Raw genomic sequence first — 18,497 nt, 5'->3', positions numbered from 1 at the left:
GACGTGGGCGGGGTGACCCACGAATCGTACGAGACGCGCGATCAGTGTCCGGCGGGCTCTGGCTGTTCGGACCGCCCGCGGTCGGCGCTCTGCGGGACTTCAAGCACGCCGGTGGCGATCAGCTCAGCGATGTCGGTGTCGTCCAGGCCCAACAGTTCGGCGGCGATGTCGCGGGTCTGCTCGCCGAGCAACGGTGCCTGCCGCAGCGGCGGGTCAGCGATGCGATCCGAATGGATCTGCACGTTCTCCATGGTGAACGGCTCGTCGGCGTGGGGGTGCAGTTCCTCGCGGAACGTGCGCCGCTGCACGTAGTAGTCCCAGCGGGCGACGTCGTCGGCATGGAGCGCTGCTCCGGCCGGCACGCCGGCCGACTGCAGTAGGTTCATCGCTTCGGTAGCCCGGCGTTGTGACGTCCAGGCCCGTACGGCCTCGTCGATGCGGCCGCGGTGAGCGTCCCGGCCGGCACGGGTGCCCAGCTGTGGGTCGGCGCCCAGGTCCGGGCGGTCGATCGACCGGCACAGCGCGCCCCAATCCGCGTCATCGCGCACGGTGACCGCGAGCCAGGTGTCCTCGCCGGCAGCCGGGAACAGGCCCCACGGGGCATCGTGGACTGCTCGGGCCGAAGGTTCGTGCCCACGACGCGCCAGGACGTCGGCCGCGATCTCGCCGGCCAGATGGCTCAGCATCACCTCCGACTGCGCGACGCTGGCAGACCCACCGGTCCCGGTGCGCTCGCGGCGCAGCAACAGAGCCAGCGCGCCGAGGGCACCGATCCGGGCGGCCACGTGGTCGGGGTAGACGGTGACGGTGTCGCAGAACGACTCCGGTTCATCCGGGTACACCCACAGGTCGGTGAACCCTGCCGCCGCGCGTACCAGCGGGCCGTAGCCCATCCGCTTCGCCCATGGCCCGGTGGGCCCGAATGCCGAACTGTCCACCACCACGATGCCAGGGTTGTGCTCCTGCAAGGTCTGATAGTCCATTCCCAGCGACTCGGCCACCCCCGGTTTGAAGTTGGTCAGCACGACGTCGGACATCGCGACCAAATGGTGCGCCAAGGCCCGGCCCCGCGGGATCCGCAGATCGATGCCGATCGAACGCTTGTTGCGGTGACCGGCGGCGTAGGTCGGCGACACCGAGGTCAGGCTGCCGCGCAGACCGTCCGGGAACGCGGAATTCTCGATCTTGATGACATCGGCGCCGAGGTCGCCGAACAGCCGTCCGGTGTCGGACCCGACGACGATCACGCCGAGATCCAGTACGCGTAAACCCTCCAGTGGAAGGCCTTCGTTTCGGCGGGGGCGGCCGGCGAGTAGCGGTGCCACGTCGATGTGGCGCGGGCGTCGGTCGGCCTCGTGGTCGGATCGGGTCAGCGCGTTGGCCCGGTGCCCGTCGATCTCGACGACACCGGCCGGCACGGGTGCTGACATCCCCGGGGCCAGTTCCACCTCGTGGAAGTACCCGCGGCTCATGACCTGTTCGGTGCCGAGGGTTTCGGCCAGCGTCAGCACGGCCGCCGTCGGTACGCCGTGGCGCTGGCCGGCGACCTCCAACTCGGCCCGGGTCTGCCCGGCGCAGAACCGGCCGATGGCGGCCAGCAGCTCCGGTGAGCCGAACCGCACCCGCAGCCGGTCGAACGAGGGGTCGGCGAACTGCTCGGGCCGGCCCATCCACTCGAACATGCCGTGCCACTGACGTTTTGCCAGCAGGCAGATCCGCACATGCCCGTCCTTGCAGGCGATGATCGGGTACCGCAGACGTTCGGCGTTCCAGTCGCGGCGTTGAGCGCTCAATGCGACCCCGGCCGAGGCCGTGCCCACCGTTCCGTGTGGGGGATCGAGCGTCTGCATGGCCCCGTCGAGAATCGAGAAGTCGATGAGATCGCCTTCGCCGGTGCGCAACCGGTCCAGGTACACACTGATCGTCATCACCGCGGCCTGTGCCGCCGCCACGTGATAGGGCAGTTGCGCAGCCGGTGGTACCAGGGGTTCGCGTCCCGGGATGCCCGAGCGGGACAGCTCACTGGTGAGGGCGTGGAGCACGGGGGTGGTGGCGTGCCAGCCGCGGTAGCTGGTCTCACGGCCGAAATCGCTGAGCGACAGGATCACCAGGCCCGGGTGTTCAGCGTGAATATCGCGCGCCGCCAAGGCTTTCTCTGCAGCCGAGCCGGGGCGGGTGTCCTCGATCAGGATGTCGGCCCCGGCCAGCTGGTGAATCCAGCGTCGGCGGTCGTCGGGGATCGACGGATCGATGACGACCGAACTCAGGCCGTGTCGGTTGATCGCGATGCTCACCGAGTCGGGGTCGACCCCGACACCCGCGGCGAGGCGATCGTCGGGCTCCTCGGTGACACCGGACAGGTGCACCTGGGTTACCGAGGCGCCGAGATCGGCCAGCAAGCGCCCCACCGCCGTCATCGGACCACGGGACAGGTCGAGGATGCGAACGCCGGCCAGCGGCGGGTCATAGATGTTCGGGTTGGCCACTTTTCAGCTCCGGCGGGCCTGGCGGAAGGGGATGTCGCGATCGACCTCGGGTTCCTTGGCCAGACCGAGGACGCGCTCGCCGATGATGGTGCGCTGGATCTGGTCGGTGCCGCCGCCGATCGACGTGAAGAACGCGTTGAGGGTCAGGAAGTTGATGTCGTCGGCCTCGGGATTGTCGGGACCGGCCAGAAGTGCTTCAGCGCCGATGATCTCGGTCTTGAGGCGCGCCTCGGCGTGCAGGATGGTCGACATCGCCAGCTTGCCCAGCGACATGATCGAGCTGGACGTGCCCTGCGCCGCAGCGGCTTTGGCCCGGGCGTTGTTGAGCGAGTTGAGTTCCCGCAACGCCAGCACGTCGGCCAGCTTCTCGCGGACCGCCGGATCCTCCAGGCGGCCGTGCTCGCGGGCCAGGCCGATGAGGTCGTCGGCCCGGGTCCGGTTGCGCGAGCCGCGTCCGCCGTCGCCCATGATCGACCGTTCGTAGGCCAGCGCGGTCTGCAGCACCCGCCACCCGTTGCCCTCACCGCCGAGCAGGTAGGCGTCCGACACGCGCGCGTCGGTGATGAACACCTCGTTGAAGTGCGATTCTCCGGTGACCTGCACCAGTGGACGCACATCGATGCCGGGCTGGCGCATCGGAATCATGAAGAAGCTCAAGCCCTTGTGCTTGGGCACGTCCCAGTCGGTGCGGGCGATCAGCAGCGCGTACTCGGCGGTGGTGGCTCCCGACGTCCACACCTTCTGTCCGTTGACCACCCACTCGTCGCCGTCGCGCACCGCGGTGGTGCGCACGGCCGCCAGATCCGATCCGGCGCCGGGCTCGCTGTAGAGCAGGCAGGTGCGGATCCGCTCGGTCAGGAAGTCACGCACCAGGTCGGTCTTGAGTTGATCGGTGCCGAACTTGAGCGCGGTGTTGGCCGGGATGCTGTATTTGTCCTGGCGCGCACCGGGCGCCTTGACCGCCCGGAATTCCTGCTCGATCACCGCGGCCAGCGCATTCGGGTACTCCCGCCCGAACCAATTGGTGGGGTATGTCGGCACTGCGTAGCCCGCGTCGAGAACCTTCTGCAGCCACGCCACCTTCTCGGGCGAGCTGACCCACGGATCGGTCGATTTCGGTAGTCCGACCCAGTTCTGGGCGAGCCAGTCGTGTACCTCGGCGCGCAGTTCATCGGCGCTGGGCAGGTCCTTGGCGGTCATCGTCAGGCGCCTTTCGCCGAGAGGTAGCGCTCGCGGTGCAACCCCGAGCCGCCGAGCAGTTGCAGGCCGGTGCGGGCCCGGCGCAGGAACAGGTGTGCGGGGTGTTCCCAGGTGAAAGCGATACCGCCGTGCATCTGGATCGCCGACATGGCGGTGGTGTGGTAGGCCTCGGCACATGTAAACCCGGCCAGACCAATTGCTCCACTGGCCTTTTCGCTACCCGCGTCATGTTCGGCCGCGGCGTGCTGGGCGGCCGAGGTAGCCGATTCCACTTGCACCAGCAGGTCGGCGGCCATGTGTTTGAGCGCCTGGAAGCTGCCGATGGGGCGGCCGAACTGGATCCGGGTCTTGAGGTAATCGACGGTGATGTCGAAGATTCGCCGGGCCCCGCCGACCTGTTCGCCGGCCAGTGCGATCAACGCGAGGTCGAGGGCGTGGCGCACCGCGTCCCATCCCGAGGTGCCGAGACGACGGGCCGGGGTGGCGTCGAACGTGTAGGTCGACAGCGGCACGGTCGGGTCGAAAACCGTTGCGGCCGTGCGCACGAAACCCTCGGCGTCGGGGGCGACCTCGAAGATGCCGAAGTCTCCGTTGATGCGGGCCACGACCAGGATCAGGTCGGCAACCTGACCGTGGATGACGTAGTGCGCGTTGCCGGTCAGGGTGTGGTCAGCGCCCTCCTTGATGTCGGCCGACGCGGCACGTACCGCGACGCCCTCCGGCGCCCACGTCCCGCGGGCACCGGTCAGCGCGACCGTCCCCACCGAGGTTCCGGCAACGAGACTCGGAAGCAGACGTTGCTTGTCGGCGTCGGTACCTGCTGCCCCGATCAGCGCCGACGCCAACACCACGCTGGACAGGAAGGGTGCCGGGAGCAGTGCGGCCCCGGTCGCCTCGGCGACGGCCTCAAGTTCGAGGCCGCCCAGGCCGACGCCGCCGTACTCGCTGTCGACCAGCAGGCCGGTGACTCCCTGGGCGGCGAGCTTGTGCCACAACTCGCGGTCGAATCCGTCGTCGCTGCCCATCACCCGGCGCACGTCCTGCTCAGTGCACTCGTCGTGCAGCAGCTCGGAGACCGCGGCGGCCAGTTCCGCGCGCTCGGTCACGCTGATCGTCATATGCACCCGCCTTCCTCGTCGCGTCCATGCAATCGGGGATGTGGCGTGGTGTAAATCACGGATTCGGACACCGGTACGTTTCCGATTGCGACATGCCGAAGTCGAAGGCGGGCCGGCCGGGTCAGGCGGTGACAGCGATTGCGGCGGTCACCGCGCCGGTTGCCCGGATCAGGTCGGCCGGGGCGAGGGCGATGTCCCACCCTCGTTTTCCTGCGCTGCACAGCACCTTCTCGAAGGCCAACGCCGAGGCGTCGACGACGGTGGGTAGTGGCTTGCGCTGTCCGAGCGGGGAGATCCCGCCCACTACGTATCCGCTGGAGCGCTGCGCCGCGGCCGGGTCGGCCATCTCGGCTCTGGGCACCCCGAGGGCCGCGGCGGCAGCCTTGAGCGACAGCTTGGTCGGCACCGGCAACACCGCAACCGCCAGCCCTCTGGGCAGTGCGATGACCAGTGTCTTGAACACCTGCGCGGCGGCGAAGCCCTCAGCGGCCAGCTCTGCGACCGCCTCGGCACCGAACGAATCGTTGCGGGGGTCGTGGTGGTACTGGACGACCTGATGGTCGATACCTGCGGCGACCAGCGCAGCGATCGCCGGGGTTGCTGCGCGGGCCATCGGCACAGGGTAGCGGGCACGCCCGGGAACATTGCGGCCGCTGAATGCTGTTATTGCTCTCGACACCTGCTCAGCGCTACTTGTCGGTAGCACGCTCTAGGATCTGTAAGGAGGATTCTGGTGCCAACCGTATGCCTGGAACGGCCGCCGGATACCTACTGGTATTCCGGACCTCTTGGTGGCGCCGCGACAGAAGGGAAGGTGTTTCCCCCGATGACTGACGTCGAGCAGGCCGAGCCTGACGCGCCGCAGCCGCCTGAAACCGATGCTGAGCTGACCGCCCGGTTCGAACGTGATGCCATCCCGCTGCTGGACCAGCTCTACGGCGGCGCAATGCGGATGACCCGCAACCCCGCCGATGCCGAGGACCTGCTCCAGGAAACCATGGTCAAGGCGTACGCCGGCTTCCGGTCGTTCCGCGAGGGGACGAATCTCAAGGCGTGGCTCTACCGCATCCTGACCAACACCTACATCAACAGCTATCGCAAGAAGCAGCGTCAACCGGCTGAATACCCGACCGACGAGATCACCGACTGGCAGTTGGCGGCCAGTGCCGAGCATTCGTCGACCGGTCTGCGGTCGGCGGAGGTCGAGGCGCTGGAGTCGTTGCCCGATACCGAGATCAAGGCGGCACTGCAGGCGCTACCCGAGGAATTCCGGATGGCGGTGTACTACGCCGACGTCGAGGGTTTCCCCTACAAGGAGATCGCCGAGATCATGGATACTCCCATCGGGACGGTGATGTCCCGACTGCACCGCGGCCGCAAGCAGCTACGTGAGCTGCTGGCGGATGTGGCCAGGGATCGCGGTTTCATCCGAGGTCAGCAGCTTGGTGAGCCGGAGGAGGTCTCGTCATGAGTGAAAAGCACGGTGCGGACGAGCGCTGGAACCCGCCGGTCGGTCCCGTCGACCCTGAACACCCGGAGTGCGCGGCGGTGATCGCCGAGGTATGGACGTTGCTCGACGGTGAATGCACCGACGAAAGCCGCGACAAGCTCAAGCACCACCTCGAAGAATGCCCGGCTTGCCTGCGTCATTACGGGGTCGAGGAGCGTGTCAAGAACCTCATCGCCGCCAAGTGCAGCGGTGAAAGGGCCCCCGAGGCGCTGCGGGAACGGCTGCGCATCCAGATCAGCCAGACCACGATCATCCGGGGCTGACGGGGCAGATAGCCCCGGGTGGCCCGACGACAAACCGCCCGATCTCCGAAGGGAGTCGGGCGGTCAAAGTCTGCCGAAGCGGCTAGCGCACTGACTTCGAACCGGCGTTGGGGCGCTTGCCGTGGTTCGCCTTCGAGTGCTTGCGGTCCCGCTTCTTGCGGCCACGCTTGGCCATGATGATCCTCCAGATGGTGTAAGAGCTTGCTCCCTAGTGTCTCATGCCCCGGGGGCGGCGCTGTCCACCCGGGGTTGTGGTTCGATATAGGCCGCAGAAGTAGTCGGATTAGCGCCGAAGTGAAGTGGGGTGAAGATGGCCGAGGACGTTCGCGCCGAAATCGTGGCCAGTGTGCTCGAGGTCGTCGTTCACGAGGGCGATCAGATCGGTGCAGGGGACACCCTGGTGCTGCTCGAGTCCATGAAGATGGAGATTCCGGTCCTCGCCGAGGTCGCGGGCACCATCACCAAGGTCAACGTCGCCGAGGGCGACGTGATCCAGGCCGGCCATCTCATCGCGGTGATCGACTGACTCGGTTCGTTTCCCTGCTCTCCGGGGACGTTGGCTGATGTCCACTCTCGGTGACCTGCTCGCCGAGCACACCGTGTTGCCCGGCAGCGCGGTGGACCACCTCCATGCGGTGGTCGGGGAGTGGCAGTTGTTGGCAGATCTGTCGTTCGCCGACTATCTGATGTGGGTGCGCCGCGACGACGACGTGCTGGTGTGTGTGGCGCAGGTGCGGCCCAACACCGCCCCTACCGTCTTGCTGGCCGACTCGGTCGGCACCCTGGCCGCGGCAGCGGATCTCGGTATCGTCGCCACGGCCTTCGAATCGGGTGCGATCGGTCGGGGAAACGGTGGTACGAAACGACATTCGCCCGATCTTCCCGGGCTGAACGTCGAAGCGGTCCCGGTGCGCCACCGCGATCACGTGGTTGCGGTGCTGACCCACCAGACCGCGCTGGCCGCCCGTCGGATGGCCAGCCCGCTGGAGGGCGCCTACCTGGACTGCGCGAGCGATCTGCTCCACATGCTGTCCGAGGGCACCTTCCCGAACGTCGGCGATCTGGCCATGTCCCGCTCCAGCCCGCGGGTGGGTGACGGCTTCATCCGGCTCGACCGGGTCGGCGACGTCGTCTTCGCCAGCCCCAACGCGATCTCGGCCTATCACCGCATGGGCCTGGCTTCCGAGCTCGACGGGCACAATCTGGTCGCCATCACCCGCCCGTTGATCTCTGACGTGTTCGAGGCCCAGGAGTTGGCCAACCACGTGCGTGACTCGCTGGCCGGTGGTTCCAGCATGCGTATGGAGGTCGACGCCGGCGGCGCGGCCGTCCTGATGCGGACGCTGCCGCTGGTGGTGCATGGCGCCCCGGTCGGTGCCGCCGTGCTGATCCGCGACGTCACCGAGGTCAAACGGCGTGACCGCGCCCTGTTGAGCAAGGACGCGACCATCCGGGAGATCCATCACCGGGTGAAGAACAATCTGCAGACCGTGGCGGCTCTGCTGCGGCTACAGGCGCGCCGAACCAGCAACCTGGAGGCCCGCGAGGCGCTGATCGAATCGGTACGACGGGTGTCGTCGATCGCGCTGGTACACGATGCGTTGTCGATGTCGGTGGACGAGGAGGTCAACCTCGACGAGGTGATCGACCGGATCCTGCCGATCATGAACGATGTCGCCTCGGTGGATACCCCGATCCGGATCAACCGAGACGGGGCGCTCGGCGTGCTCGACGCCGACCGGGCGACCGCGTTGATCATGGTGATCACCGAACTGGTGCAGAACGCCATCGAGCACGCCTTCGACACCGAAACCCCACAGGGCTGCGTGACGATCAGGTCCGAGCGTTCGGCCCGCTGGCTCGACGTCGTGGTGCACGATGACGGACGTGGGCTGCCCGACGGGTTCAGCCTGGAGAAGTCCGACCGGCTTGGTCTGCAGATCGTGCGAACCCTGGTCACCGCGGAATTGGACGGTTCCCTGGGCATGCATGATGTCGCGTCGGGCGGAACCGATGTGGTGCTGCGGGTGCCGATCGGTAGGCGGGGTCGCGGCGTTCAGTGAAGGCCGGCCGGGCACAGCAGGTTCACAGTGGGACGTCAGTACCACCGAAGTAATTACGCAGTTGCGTCAATACGAAGATGTGATGACAATTACGCAATTTGCTGCGGGTAATTGTCGCAAAAACAAGCCATGGCCCCGACATTCGTCGGGGCCATGGCTTGAGTCGGGATCTGGACCGAAGGTCAGACTCCGGTGCGGGCCTTGGTGCGGGCATTGCGACGCTTGAGCGCACGACGCTCATCCTCGCTCATCCCGCCCCACACGCCGGCGTCCTGGCCGGAGTCCAAGGCCCAGGTGAGGCACTCGGTGGTCACCGGGCAGCGGTTACACACCAGCTTCGCGTCGGCGATCTGGGCGAGCGCCGGGCCACTGTTTCCCACGGGGAAGAACAGCTCCGGATCCTCGTCGCGACAGATGGCCTTGTGGCGCCAATCCATAAGATCAAACTCCTCGTTAGACATGTGATCTGTGCGCGGCAAAGCGCACCAGATTTTCTTCGGCTGTTAACGCGTGCACACGAATGTTTCTGCACTGTTGCATTGATGGTTTCACAGGCTGAACAGATGTCAATAGCATTGAGTTAACACGTGGGCAAAGTCACTGGGTGGGGCGGTGACCGGAACCCTCACTCCTGTGTACTACACTCTGTATCTAGCTGCGCCCTAATTCCACCCTAAGCGGTGCGTTTGCGCAGGTCAATCAATTTTCTTCGTCGGGGCGACGACGCTCAAAGCCGCGGGGACCGACGTAAACGTCATCGTTTCGCGCAGGCCGATGTAATCTCCGTCAATCTGGCAGGCGGCAGGCGTGTTGCTCGTCACGGTGACCGTTGAGACGTTGTCGTCACGGATCAGATGCTTGGCCGCCAAGCGCGGGTTGCGGGACACCATCTGCCGGACCACTCGCAGATTCGCCCAGATATTCATGCTCGTGACGGCGAACACGCCCAACCCTGTGTCGAACGTGGTGTCGGGGTTCGTCCACACCGGGCGGCTGTTCGCATACGTCCACGGACTGGAGTTCGACACGAACGCAAAGTGCACCCCGTCGACCGGGGCAGTGCCCGGCAACTGCAGTGTGAGGGTCGGTTTCCGGCGCACGCTGGTCAGGAACTCGCGCACCGCCACCCGGATGTAACGCGACGCGGTGATCTTGCGTCCCTTCGAGCGTTGGGCCTCGACGGCCGCCACCACGTCACCGTCCACACCCATCCCGGCGGTGAACACTCCCCAGCGCTCACCGCAGTCCATCAAGCCGATGCGGCGCCACGGGCGCCCCATCCGATAGCCGCCGAGAAGATCGACGAGTTGGTTGGTGGCCTCGATGGGATCGGGGCTGATACCCAAGGCCCGGGCGAAGACGTTGGCCGAACCTCCCGGCACGACGGCCACCGCGGGTACCAGGGCGGGGTCGGGACGGGTCCCACAGTCGCCCAGCAGGCCGTTGACGACCTCGTTGACCGTGCCGTCGCCGCCGTGCACGATCAGCACATCCACACCGTCACGGGCGGCATCGCGGGCGATCTCGATGGCGTGACCCCGGTGATTGGTGTGTTCGACGGTCAGCGTCACCCGGCTTTCCAGCGCGTGGGCGAGCAGGTCACGCCCGGCCGGGGTGGTCGAGGTCGCGTTCGGATTGACGATCAGCACGGCACGCACGGGACATGAGCCTAACCGGGCAAGGTGTACAGCAGTCGTGCGCGGCGGACGTAGTGCCGAGCCCACAGTTCTTAATGACTTCCACTGTGTGGTGTCGGCCACCATGGGTCCTCACGTTAATGAAAGCGCTGCAGCCGAAGCCGCAGCCGGCACGAGCACGAGCCTAACCGGGCGAGGTGTACGGCCGGCCTCAATGAAAGCGCCGCAGCCGAAGCCGCGGCGGGTGGTGCCCGTCCTGTCCGGACCGACATACATCGGCAATCCTCAATGAAAGTGCCGCAGCCGAAGCCGCGGCGGGTGGGACTGGCGCGACCTCGTCCACCCTGACGACATGCCTCAATGAAAGTGCCGCAGCCGAAGCCGCGGCGGGACGACCGCGCAGGTGGTGTTCCGCAACGGTGACCAGCCTCAATGAAAGCGCCGCAGCTGAAGCCGCGGCGGGGTGTCCTCCGGCAGGACGTTGCGCAGGATGCCCTGGCCTCAATGAAAGCGCCGCAGCCGAAGCCGCGGCGGGCGGGGCCTTACCGATCGGCACAATCACCTTGTCGATGATGCCTCAATGAAAGCGCCGCAGCCGAAGCCGCGGCGGGCGCAAGGTCGGCAAGATGGCGAACTTCCTCACGGTGCCTCAATGAATGCGCCGCAACCGGAGCCGCGGCGGGCACCTTGCGCTTCAGATCGCCCTGGCCGTCCGGGTCGCCGCCTCAATGAAAGCCGCAGCCGAAACCGCGGCGGGCCGATTGCCGCCATGCGCTCATGCCACATGCGGATGTTGCCTCAATGAAAGCGCCGCGGCCGAGGCCGCGGCGGGCACAGTCCCGGCAACCTGACCACCTCGACATTCTGCCTGAATGAAAGCGCCGCAGCCGAAGCCGCGGCGGGCGCGACATGCACCTTCGGCGGAGTCAACATCCCCCGCGTGCCTCAATGAAAGCGCCGCGGCCGAAGCCGCGACGGGACGAACGGAAGCTCGGTTTCCGCGCGGATGAACCACTCGCCTCAATGAAAGTGCCGCGGTCGAAGCCGTAGCGGTCGGCCCAGTCGCGGACGTGTTGGATGGCCAGGCCGAGGCCTCAATGAAAGTGCTACAGCTGAAGCCGCAGCGGGAAGAACGTCGGCGTCCTGGGCTCGCTGGTCACGGTGCCTCAATGAAAGCGCCGCGGCCGAAGCTGCGGCGGGCACACCACGTGGTGCTGCCGCGAATGCGACGCTGTGGTGCCTCAATGAAAGCGCTGCAGCCGAAGCCGCAGCGGGCACGAGCACGAGCCTAACTGGGCGAGGTGTATGGCCGGCCTCAATGAAAACGCCGCAGCCGAAGCCGCGGCGGGTGGTGCCCGTCCTGTCCGGACCGACATACATCGGCAATCCTCAATGAAAGCGCCGCAGCCGAAGCCGCGGCAGGCCAAGGGTCACGACACCATCGTCACTCACGACAAGCCTCAATGAAAGCACCGCGGCCGAAGCCGCGGCGGGCCACATTCTCTGACCGTGACCTCATCGTCGACCCGAAACCGCCTCAATGAAAGCGCTGCAACCGAAGCCGCAGCGGGAACCCTGCCAACGATACAGCATCGACCAGGAACGTTGCGTACCAAGCGGATTGGTATCTGAATGCGGTCCACGGCGTCAGCGCTCACAGAAGATCGAAGACACCAGCGAGCACCTGTCTTTCAGGGGCCGAGGTGCTTCCCGCAACACGCACGGCAAATCGCACCAGCACGGTCACGCCTGATGCGCGCAGTGCTTCTCGGCCGACGGCTCGGTCGGCCGATTCGAGCACGCCGAAGGCCGCGGCATCGAATGCGTGTGAGCGGAGAATTCTGCGGAGTTTCGCTGGCGAAGTGGGTGAGGTCACGACGGGCAGCACCATTTGCTCGGGATGTACTCGAGTCTGCGGATAGGCGCCAGGGGTGAATGATTGGCGGCCTATACGGTGCGTGATGCGGAATGCGGAAATACCCCAGAGCGCGCACCAGGCAAGTGCGTTGTCAACGGGCCGAGGGGATACTAAGCCCGTGCCGGATCGGGAGTCGGCCTTGTTCCTTCCGGTCTCGTCGATGACACAGCTGCCGTCGAGTCCAGCAAGAACATCGTCAGTGGTCCTGGACGACACTGCTTTTGCGAGCAGGGCCAGCCGGTTTCGTGTGAAATCCTCACCTTTGTTGCGCGTTTTCATCTCCCACCGGGAGGCACCCCGATCGGGTTCGGACAGCTGGGTGCGCAATAACCAGTGCGCGGGCTCCCCGAGCGCCTGGATCATCAGCGAATCCAGCCATCCTTGGTTGGTGTCGGCATCAAGCGCGTTGAGTCTGCTGGTGTATAGCTCCTTCCAGGCGGATGCGTCAGCAGGTGCGGCGATCCGCGGACTGAAGAGGCCAACCTCAGAAGATTTGGACCCACGTCTCACGGTCGTGATCTGTTGTACCCAGGACTCTGCGGTGCAGTGTTCGATTGCGTGAGTGTGCACCAACGCGGCAACCCTGTCGGGCGTTGATTGAAGCCCGCTGAGTGTCAGCTTGGGATGGGGATCGTCCGACCAGCGGAGCCGGACATCGGGCTCTCCGGCTTGTTCGAGGATGGCACTGAGGCCGTAGCCCGCGAAGTGATCGAGTGCGCGAGTGTGGTCGGAACCCAGAATGAAGTCGGTCACGACCCCTCCTTTGACACCATGCAGTCTGCGGCCCGCAGCAGGGCCTCGTAGTGCGCGCATCCCCACGGTCCGAAGTCTCGGTGTGTCGCTTCTATAAGTGCCTCCCACGCGCCGTGGTCGAAGTACTCGTTAGCGGTGGTCATCAGTGCGGGATCCTCTGGGTCGACGAGTTGCGTTGCGTTATGCGGAAACCCGCAACGTCCGCGTCCGTGGCTCGTACCGACCAGTCGGAGGACTAAGTCGCGCTGTACTCGGTCATGGTCGACGAGGTAATCGTGTGCGAGAACTACGGACAACTGCTCATGTCGCCAGCCGGACGGCAGGCCGGTCTGCGCCTTCTTGAGTTGTGCGCTTCGACTCGACGCGCCACCACTCTTCGCCCGTGGAGTGCTTCCCGGCTGTGTACCGAGGACGAGTTGAAATCTGCGATCTCGCTTGCCCGCGTCGTGATGAAGTCCGGCGAGCTCGAGTGCTGTGACCTCGTTGTCGGATAGGGCGAGGTGCAATGCCAGAGATCGGGCTCGCCGCGCGACGGCAAGGGAATGATCGTCGAGCGTCACGGGTTGTGCACCGCCCCACGTTTGGCGGGTCTCTTCGTCGTCCTTGACGACTCGGAGCGGCCTGAGGACAAGCCACGGCACTTCACCATCTTCGTCGCCTTCATACGGTCGCCCGACAGTCACCTGGTTGGGGGCTCCGAATGTCTCGGTCACCAATTGTTGGACGGCATCCGAATACTCGGGGTCGGTGAGGATGTCGTCGATCTGGTCGAACAACTCCGGATTGTCGGAGCGCCAGATAACCTCCACTTCCCGCCCGTCGGCGTCGATCGCACCCCACACGGTGGATTGCACCTCATCGCCGTCGTCATAGTCGACAATCGTGTGCTCGCGGACGAATCGATGAGTGGAATCAAGGATCAGCAAGTCCCCCGGTTTCGGTTGCTCGCCGCTTCCGAGCTGCAATTGATCAATGCGGTTATCGCGCCAAACGAAGACTCGACCGCGCGGCGACTCCAAGTTCCCTAGCGTGCGGCAGATTTCGCAAGCTCGGTGCGCTCGCACCGGAAAGATCTCTCGTGCCGCAGGTGGGGTGGCCTGAAGCAGTGCCAGCGAATCCAGGTCATTCTCGGGCAGTGCTGAACGCAGTGCGATGCCGATTTCCTGATGCTCGGGCTCGAGGTCGTCGCGGAGCCACAGGGACCGCTCCTGCGGGGCAGCGAGGTCTTCGCTGGTCGTTGCGAGCGCCTCGACGTCACCCGCTTCCAGTCGAGCGAATACGTCTCGTCGGTCGGATGCTGCGGGTGGTGGATCTGCAGAGAGTGCACTGGAGGCAAATCCATCCGTGTCCGCAGCCCGTCGAACGACCCACTCCCGCGAGGTCGTTAGTTCGTCGGCCTCGTATGGACCGCTTGCTACCGGATCGCCGACTGGACCGATGACAGTAATCGGGCCGACCGCTCGGGATCCGAGGCGGTTGACTCGGCCTGCCCGCTGGGCTAGGGCCGCACCGGACGCCAATTCGGTGACGAGGGAGGAGAAGTCGATATCCACACCCACCTCTATGGTTTGGGTTGCGACGATTACGCCGACCTGGTCGTCGCCGCTCGGCTGAAAGGCGAACGGGTGAGCCTCGACCTGCGCCAGCAGATCCAGTGGACGCATCGGGCCGACCCACGTGAGCACCTGGTTACGAGTGGGCTTGCTCGCTAGCCGAGCTCGCAGTGCACTCGTCACCCGGACCGCGGTGTCCACTGAGTTGACGATGCAACCGACAGTGCCGTCGGCGGCTTTATTCCACATGTCGACAACGGCGTCCGCTACTTCGCTAACGTAGTTCTCCGAGGCTCGTCGTCTATCTGGCCACAGTTCGGTTGCGTGATAGGTGACCGGTTTCGGACGGGTCAGGCGGCGGGCCAGATTGGTGTCTGTCGCCACATCCTCCGCGGATACACCCACAGATCGTTCCCTGCCGTCCAAAGGCGTTGCGGTTGTTGCGACGACTTGCAGAGCAGGAGCCGGGGTTGGAAATCGCTGCACCAGTTCGCGAACCCGCCGTGCCGTTTGCAGGAGTTGGGTGTTCAGATGTGCTTCGTCAAGCACCATGACTGAATCAAATGCGAGCAGCCCAGCCTCTCGAGGATGGGCTTGCGGTGAGGCGCCGTAGCCGCCGAACAGTATTCGGCTGCCCCACATGTCCGGTGTGGCGCAGAGGATGGTGCATGAAGTGGGATCATCGACCCAGGAGCGGTCGGGGAGGAGGCCTCCTCGCAACGTCGCCAACGCGAGAACGTCGTTAGGCGGCGATGATTCGTACTGGAGCCGGCGAAGCCCCTCGGCGACTTGCCTCAATATGGCCGAATGAGGTGACTTCAGACTTTCCGACAGTTCTAGCGCGCGTTGTTCATGTGCGTCTACCAGGGCACGCCGATTGACGACGACTGCGAGCCGTCTCGGAACCCGGGGTCCGTTGCCCCAGCCGCAGAGGGCATTGACGAATGCATGTACATCTACCACGTTTGACTTGCCGGTGCCGGTCGGGGCATTGATGGATTCCGGCCATTCACCGGTCTCCGCGATCATTCGACACAGACGCGATTGCCAGGCGAACGGTGGATGGCCGCGCAGCGCAGTGAAGTACGCGGCGAAGTCGTCAATCTTCAGACCGGTCATTTGGCCACACTCCAGGATGCTAGGAGCGAGGCCGGGCGGTCCACCGGGCACAGCAGACCGCCGCCGAGATGGCGACTTTGGCCGACGGCAATTAATGCACGCTCGGGCACCAGATTTCCACCGACTAATTGCAGTCGATACGGCTGGGCCACAACTCCTGGGGGCATCTTGTGCGCATACTTTCGTACGTCGGCATCGGGTATCGGTGATGCGGTGAGGGCCATAACCCCGTGCGCTTCAACTGAGTCAACGATGGCGGCATATCGCTCCTCGGCCACTTCGGCTGTCACCGGCGGGAGCTCGTCACGGAACACGAAACCCACTGACAACAATGCTGATTCGGCGAGCGTCCACGAACGTCGATGGTTTCGCCGCGGCCGTCGGGTCTCAGGCATCACGGCTGGCAAACTTTCCCAGATCCGGGCCATTCCTGGTGCGGGTGTGTTCCAGAAGTTCGCTGCCTCGATGGTGGTCCGATGCCCAAGCTGAATTGGCTCATGTCCGCGTCGATAGAGCCGTGTCACGCGGGTGAGTGCACGGATAGTGATGTCCAGAGCGCCGTCGGGCACCAGCACCGCAATGCCGGCACCGAGATGAGGATGCTGGGACAGACTCATCACCCCGGCATCAACGGGTTGGATCGCTACGCGATTCGCCGGCGGGACGGCACTGCTGTCGTACCGTCCGGTGATCCAGTCCGATGCGTCGCTGTCGAGTGCTGCCACCATGGCGCGGTGCAGTGCTACGGACCATCTGACACGCTCGGCGTTGCTGATGGGTGCGTCGATCCCGACATGAATGACGTGACGCCAGGGGGTGGGCGGCGGCGAGGGCTCACCGATCGGGTCATAGCCGACCTCGAGCGCATTGGCATGGCTGATCGGTGGTGGCGTAGGGAGTTCCGTGGCGGCCCAGCGATCCTTTGAAGCCGACGGTGCCGTGGGCGGTTGTGCCACCTTGTGCAGCCCATCCAGTTCTCCGAGGCGACCGCTGACGGGGGTCGTGATCCGGATTCCAACACGTGCGAATGGAGATGTCTGCTTTGACCGGCAGTGAGTCGGAGTGATCCCGCCGAATTCGAGTATCACAGGGGAATCAGCTTCCCCGAGGCATGGAACGTCCTCGCACAACACGGCCAATGTGCTGGCTACGTCCGCGGGGATTGTCTCCCAGCCCCACCCGATGGGGGCGGACACGGCGGTGCCGGTACCGACCCCACGCTGAGTCTTTCGGCGGATGGGTCCTTTCCCGACTTTCTCGACGACGCCCTCATCGCGGTAGGAGAACTCGTTGGCCGGCAGGTTTTCGAGCGCCGTTGGGAGTTCGACAAAGTCCGGCGGGTTGTCTTCGATCCACTCCAAAGCGCGCGTGGCGGGAGCCGTGCGGGCGAGTGCGGTCCCTTGAGCGGTGGCCGAACTACCGGTTGAGGCCGCTGCTACCAGGGCGGAGTGCAAGCGCAGAGTTGACGGAAGTGGGTCGGGTGAGCCGTCAGTGCGATGCCCGACATAGATACCTAAGGGGAAGCGTGCCCGGATTCCGGTGATCGGCACGGTTACTCCTCAGCGTCCGCGTCGGTGTTGTCCACGACGATCTCATTGCCGGTCACTTCGAAGACCTGTCCTTCCCAGCGGATTCCGGCCGTAGAGCGCGCGTGATTGATCGCCTCGGTGAGTAGGGCGTCAGCCGTCGCAATGTCGATGGGATCCAGCGACGTCACCTGGCCGTACCGGGCATCCAACTCGGTGATTGGTACCGCCGCTTCGCGGAGGTTGCAATTTGCGCGGAGGTTGAGTTCGGCGTTGGCCCTGGCGAGCCCTGCCAGCGCAAATGCGGCCAGCAGCGCGCGGCACGCGGCGTCACCTTCCGGTCCCGCTCCGAAGCGCAACTGCCGCAGTGCGGCGAATGACAGCACGTGAGACCGGATGATGCGCCGGCAGGACACCAGTCCGAGGTTGTCGAGGGTCGGTGGGATGGACCCAAGCCCAAGCGTTGATGCAGAGGTCCTGCCGTTCTTCGCCTTCTTGACCTCATCTCGGATCTTGGTAGCGAGTTTGGTCGACAGTTCAGCTTCCTGATCGACCAGTAGCGCCTCGAGTTGCTTACCGGTGAGACGGACACTCGGCGCGATGGCATCGGACCGGGCGCCACCGCGCTTTGGTGTTTGGATCGCATTGATATCGCCGTCGTTCTGGCCGGCGAGCGCACCAATGATCTCTCCGGTCAGCGCGCTGCGATAGCGGCCCTGACGCGCCTTGCGGGTCGAATCCCAGCCACCGAGCACAAGCGCGGCAGGGGCCAATTCGAGTATGGGCCGGACGTCAGCTGGTGTCGCGTCGCGAGCGCCGCGATAATCCGGGTGTTCCGTAACGCTTTTCCCGCCGACGTGGCCTGCGCGGATGTGGCCGTCGTACAGGCGATGAGGTAGTTGCAGGTCGCTCGCTGTAGTGCCATCCGCATACCGGACAACGATGCGCGGTGTCAGGGCCAGCGGGCCGGCACCATCAGAGATCGCCTTCACGATTTCGTCTTCGCAACGGTTCAAGGTGGAAGCCTTCCCGTCAATCAAGACGCAGCTCACGGGCTCGCCGTCGATGAACCTTTGCTCGTAGCAATACGTGCTTGCGTTACTGCGGGCCGCCACGAATCGCGCCGGCGCGATGCCGCCATGTGTGCCTTCTGCCGCCATCAGGTCGGTGACGGAGGTCAGTGTCGCGGCGCCGCCTGGGCGGCAGGCAGCGAGAAGGTGGTCGAAGTCGAGAGTGCCCATGGTGATTCTTCTCCCCTTGTCGGTGGTGCGGAGTAGCTATTAACGCGAGCGATGGGCGGGAGCTTACAGAGGTGCTATGACAAAGAGGTTTTACCGGTAACTCATCTAAT

Annotated in this window: 15 protein-coding genes; 4 read left to right on the top strand and 11 right to left on the bottom strand. The window is 65.2% G+C overall.

All coding sequences use genetic code 11. The features are described 5' to 3' along the window. Positions 1 to 41: 41 nt before the first annotated feature. The 4 genes from JOF57_RS17545 to JOF57_RS17530 form a co-directional block, all read right to left on the bottom strand. On the bottom strand, positions 42 to 2,486 hold the full coding sequence (locus JOF57_RS17545; RefSeq protein WP_209918533.1) for a CaiB/BaiF CoA-transferase family protein: 2,445 nt from the start codon (positions 2,484 to 2,486) through the stop codon (positions 42 to 44). 3 nt (positions 2,487 to 2,489) lie between these two features. Next, complete coding sequence (locus JOF57_RS17540; RefSeq protein WP_209918531.1) at positions 2,490 to 3,686, bottom strand: acyl-CoA dehydrogenase family protein; 1,197 nt, start codon at positions 3,684 to 3,686, stop codon at positions 2,490 to 2,492. Between the two features lie 2 nt (positions 3,687 to 3,688). Further along, positions 3,689 to 4,804, bottom strand: a complete 1,116-nt coding sequence (locus tag JOF57_RS17535) for an acyl-CoA dehydrogenase family protein (protein ID WP_209918528.1) — start codon at positions 4,802 to 4,804, stop codon at positions 3,689 to 3,691. Positions 4,805 to 4,925: 121 nt separating this feature from the next. Beyond that, positions 4,926 to 5,417, bottom strand: coding sequence for an aminoacyl-tRNA deacylase (locus tag JOF57_RS17530; RefSeq protein WP_209918527.1), 492 nt, complete (start codon positions 5,415 to 5,417; stop codon positions 4,926 to 4,928). 213 nt (positions 5,418 to 5,630) lie between these two features. Here JOF57_RS17530 and JOF57_RS17525 point away from each other — a divergent pair, with 213 nt between their 5' ends. Together JOF57_RS17525 and rsrA are read left to right on the top strand one after the other, a co-directional pair. Further along, the gene (locus tag JOF57_RS17525; RefSeq protein WP_209918525.1) at positions 5,631 to 6,275 is read left to right on the top strand and encodes a sigma-70 family RNA polymerase sigma factor; all 645 of its coding nucleotides are present in this window, start codon (positions 5,631 to 5,633) and stop codon (positions 6,273 to 6,275) included. After that, positions 6,272 to 6,577, top strand: a complete 306-nt coding sequence (rsrA, locus tag JOF57_RS17520) for a mycothiol system anti-sigma-R factor (protein ID WP_209918523.1) — start codon at positions 6,272 to 6,274, stop codon at positions 6,575 to 6,577. The genes JOF57_RS17525 and rsrA overlap by 4 nt, the downstream gene beginning before the upstream one ends. A gap of 82 nt (positions 6,578 to 6,659) precedes the next feature. On the opposite strand, the gene JOF57_RS31435 is transcribed toward rsrA, so the two are convergent. Beyond that, positions 6,660 to 6,752, bottom strand: coding sequence for a 50S ribosomal protein bL37 (locus tag JOF57_RS31435; protein ID WP_003882799.1), 93 nt, complete (start codon positions 6,750 to 6,752; stop codon positions 6,660 to 6,662). Positions 6,753 to 6,887: 135 nt separating this feature from the next. Between JOF57_RS31435 and JOF57_RS17515 the strand changes: the two genes are divergently transcribed. Then, positions 6,888 to 7,103 (top strand): biotin/lipoyl-binding carrier protein, encoded by a 216-nt coding sequence (locus JOF57_RS17515; RefSeq protein ID WP_209918521.1) that lies wholly within the window; start codon positions 6,888 to 6,890, stop codon positions 7,101 to 7,103. Positions 7,104 to 7,140: 37 nt separating this feature from the next. After that, a complete protein-coding gene (locus JOF57_RS17510; RefSeq protein ID WP_209918519.1) occupies positions 7,141 to 8,640 on the top strand; it encodes a two-component system sensor histidine kinase PdtaS in 1,500 nt (499 codons plus the stop codon). Positions 8,641 to 8,822: 182 nt separating this feature from the next. Here JOF57_RS17510 and whiB1 read toward each other — a convergent pair whose 3' ends face one another. The 6 genes from whiB1 to cas7g form a co-directional block, all read right to left on the bottom strand. Next, the gene (whiB1, locus tag JOF57_RS17505) at positions 8,823 to 9,077 is read right to left on the bottom strand and encodes a transcriptional regulator WhiB1 (protein WP_163797573.1); all 255 of its coding nucleotides are present in this window, start codon (positions 9,075 to 9,077) and stop codon (positions 8,823 to 8,825) included. A 258-nt stretch (positions 9,078 to 9,335) separates the two neighbouring features. Continuing rightward, on the bottom strand, positions 9,336 to 10,298 hold the full coding sequence (locus JOF57_RS17500; protein ID WP_209918517.1) for a diacylglycerol/lipid kinase family protein: 963 nt from the start codon (positions 10,296 to 10,298) through the stop codon (positions 9,336 to 9,338). Between the two features lie 1,633 nt (positions 10,299 to 11,931). Beyond that, positions 11,932 to 12,948, bottom strand: coding sequence for a hypothetical protein (locus JOF57_RS17495; RefSeq protein WP_209918515.1), 1,017 nt, complete (start codon positions 12,946 to 12,948; stop codon positions 11,932 to 11,934). Continuing rightward, complete coding sequence (cas3g, locus tag JOF57_RS17490; RefSeq protein ID WP_209918514.1) at positions 12,945 to 15,620, bottom strand: type I-G CRISPR-associated helicase/endonuclease Cas3g; 2,676 nt, start codon at positions 15,618 to 15,620, stop codon at positions 12,945 to 12,947. The genes JOF57_RS17495 and cas3g overlap by 4 nt, the downstream gene beginning before the upstream one ends. Further along, on the bottom strand, positions 15,617 to 17,170 hold the full coding sequence (gene csb2, locus JOF57_RS17485; protein ID WP_209918513.1) for a type I-G CRISPR-associated protein Csb2: 1,554 nt from the start codon (positions 17,168 to 17,170) through the stop codon (positions 15,617 to 15,619). Before csb2 ends, cas3g begins: the two co-directional genes overlap by 4 nt. Positions 17,171 to 17,172: 2 nt before the next feature. Then, a complete protein-coding gene (gene cas7g / locus JOF57_RS17480; protein ID WP_209918512.1) occupies positions 17,173 to 18,387 on the bottom strand; it encodes a type I-G CRISPR-associated RAMP protein Csb1/Cas7g in 1,215 nt (404 codons plus the stop codon). Positions 18,388 to 18,497: the final 110 nt, after the last annotated feature.

The sequence above is a fragment of the Mycolicibacterium lutetiense genome, assembly GCF_017876775.1.
GTDB lineage: Bacteria > Actinomycetota > Actinomycetes > Mycobacteriales > Mycobacteriaceae > Mycobacterium > Mycobacterium lutetiense.
This window is presented reverse-complemented; position numbering and strand designations above follow the sequence as displayed.

What these genes read in the sequence shown, in the direction of transcription:
- rsrA (WP_209918523.1), top strand. Translation starts at nt 6,272, where the DNA reads ATGAGTGAAAAGCACGGTGCGGACGAGCGCTGGAACCCGCCGGTCGGT.
- JOF57_RS17535 (WP_209918528.1), bottom strand. Translation starts at nt 4,804, where the DNA reads ATGACGATCAGCGTGACCGAGCGCGCGGAACTGGCCGCCGCGGTCTCC.
- JOF57_RS17530 (WP_209918527.1), bottom strand. Translation starts at nt 5,417, where the DNA reads ATGGCCCGCGCAGCAACCCCGGCGATCGCTGCGCTGGTCGCCGCAGGT.
- JOF57_RS17515 (WP_209918521.1), top strand. Translation starts at nt 6,888, where the DNA reads ATGGCCGAGGACGTTCGCGCCGAAATCGTGGCCAGTGTGCTCGAGGTC.
- cas3g (WP_209918514.1), bottom strand. Translation starts at nt 15,620, where the DNA reads ATGACCGGTCTGAAGATTGACGACTTCGCCGCGTACTTCACTGCGCTG.
- JOF57_RS17525 (WP_209918525.1), top strand. Translation starts at nt 5,631, where the DNA reads ATGACTGACGTCGAGCAGGCCGAGCCTGACGCGCCGCAGCCGCCTGAA.
- cas7g (WP_209918512.1), bottom strand. Translation starts at nt 18,387, where the DNA reads ATGGGCACTCTCGACTTCGACCACCTTCTCGCTGCCTGCCGCCCAGGC.
- JOF57_RS17510 (WP_209918519.1), top strand. Translation starts at nt 7,141, where the DNA reads ATGTCCACTCTCGGTGACCTGCTCGCCGAGCACACCGTGTTGCCCGGC.
- whiB1 (WP_163797573.1), bottom strand. Translation starts at nt 9,077, where the DNA reads ATGGATTGGCGCCACAAGGCCATCTGTCGCGACGAGGATCCGGAGCTG.
- JOF57_RS31435 (WP_003882799.1), bottom strand. Translation starts at nt 6,752, where the DNA reads ATGGCCAAGCGTGGCCGCAAGAAGCGGGACCGCAAGCACTCGAAGGCG.
- JOF57_RS17540 (WP_209918531.1), bottom strand. Translation starts at nt 3,686, where the DNA reads ATGACCGCCAAGGACCTGCCCAGCGCCGATGAACTGCGCGCCGAGGTA.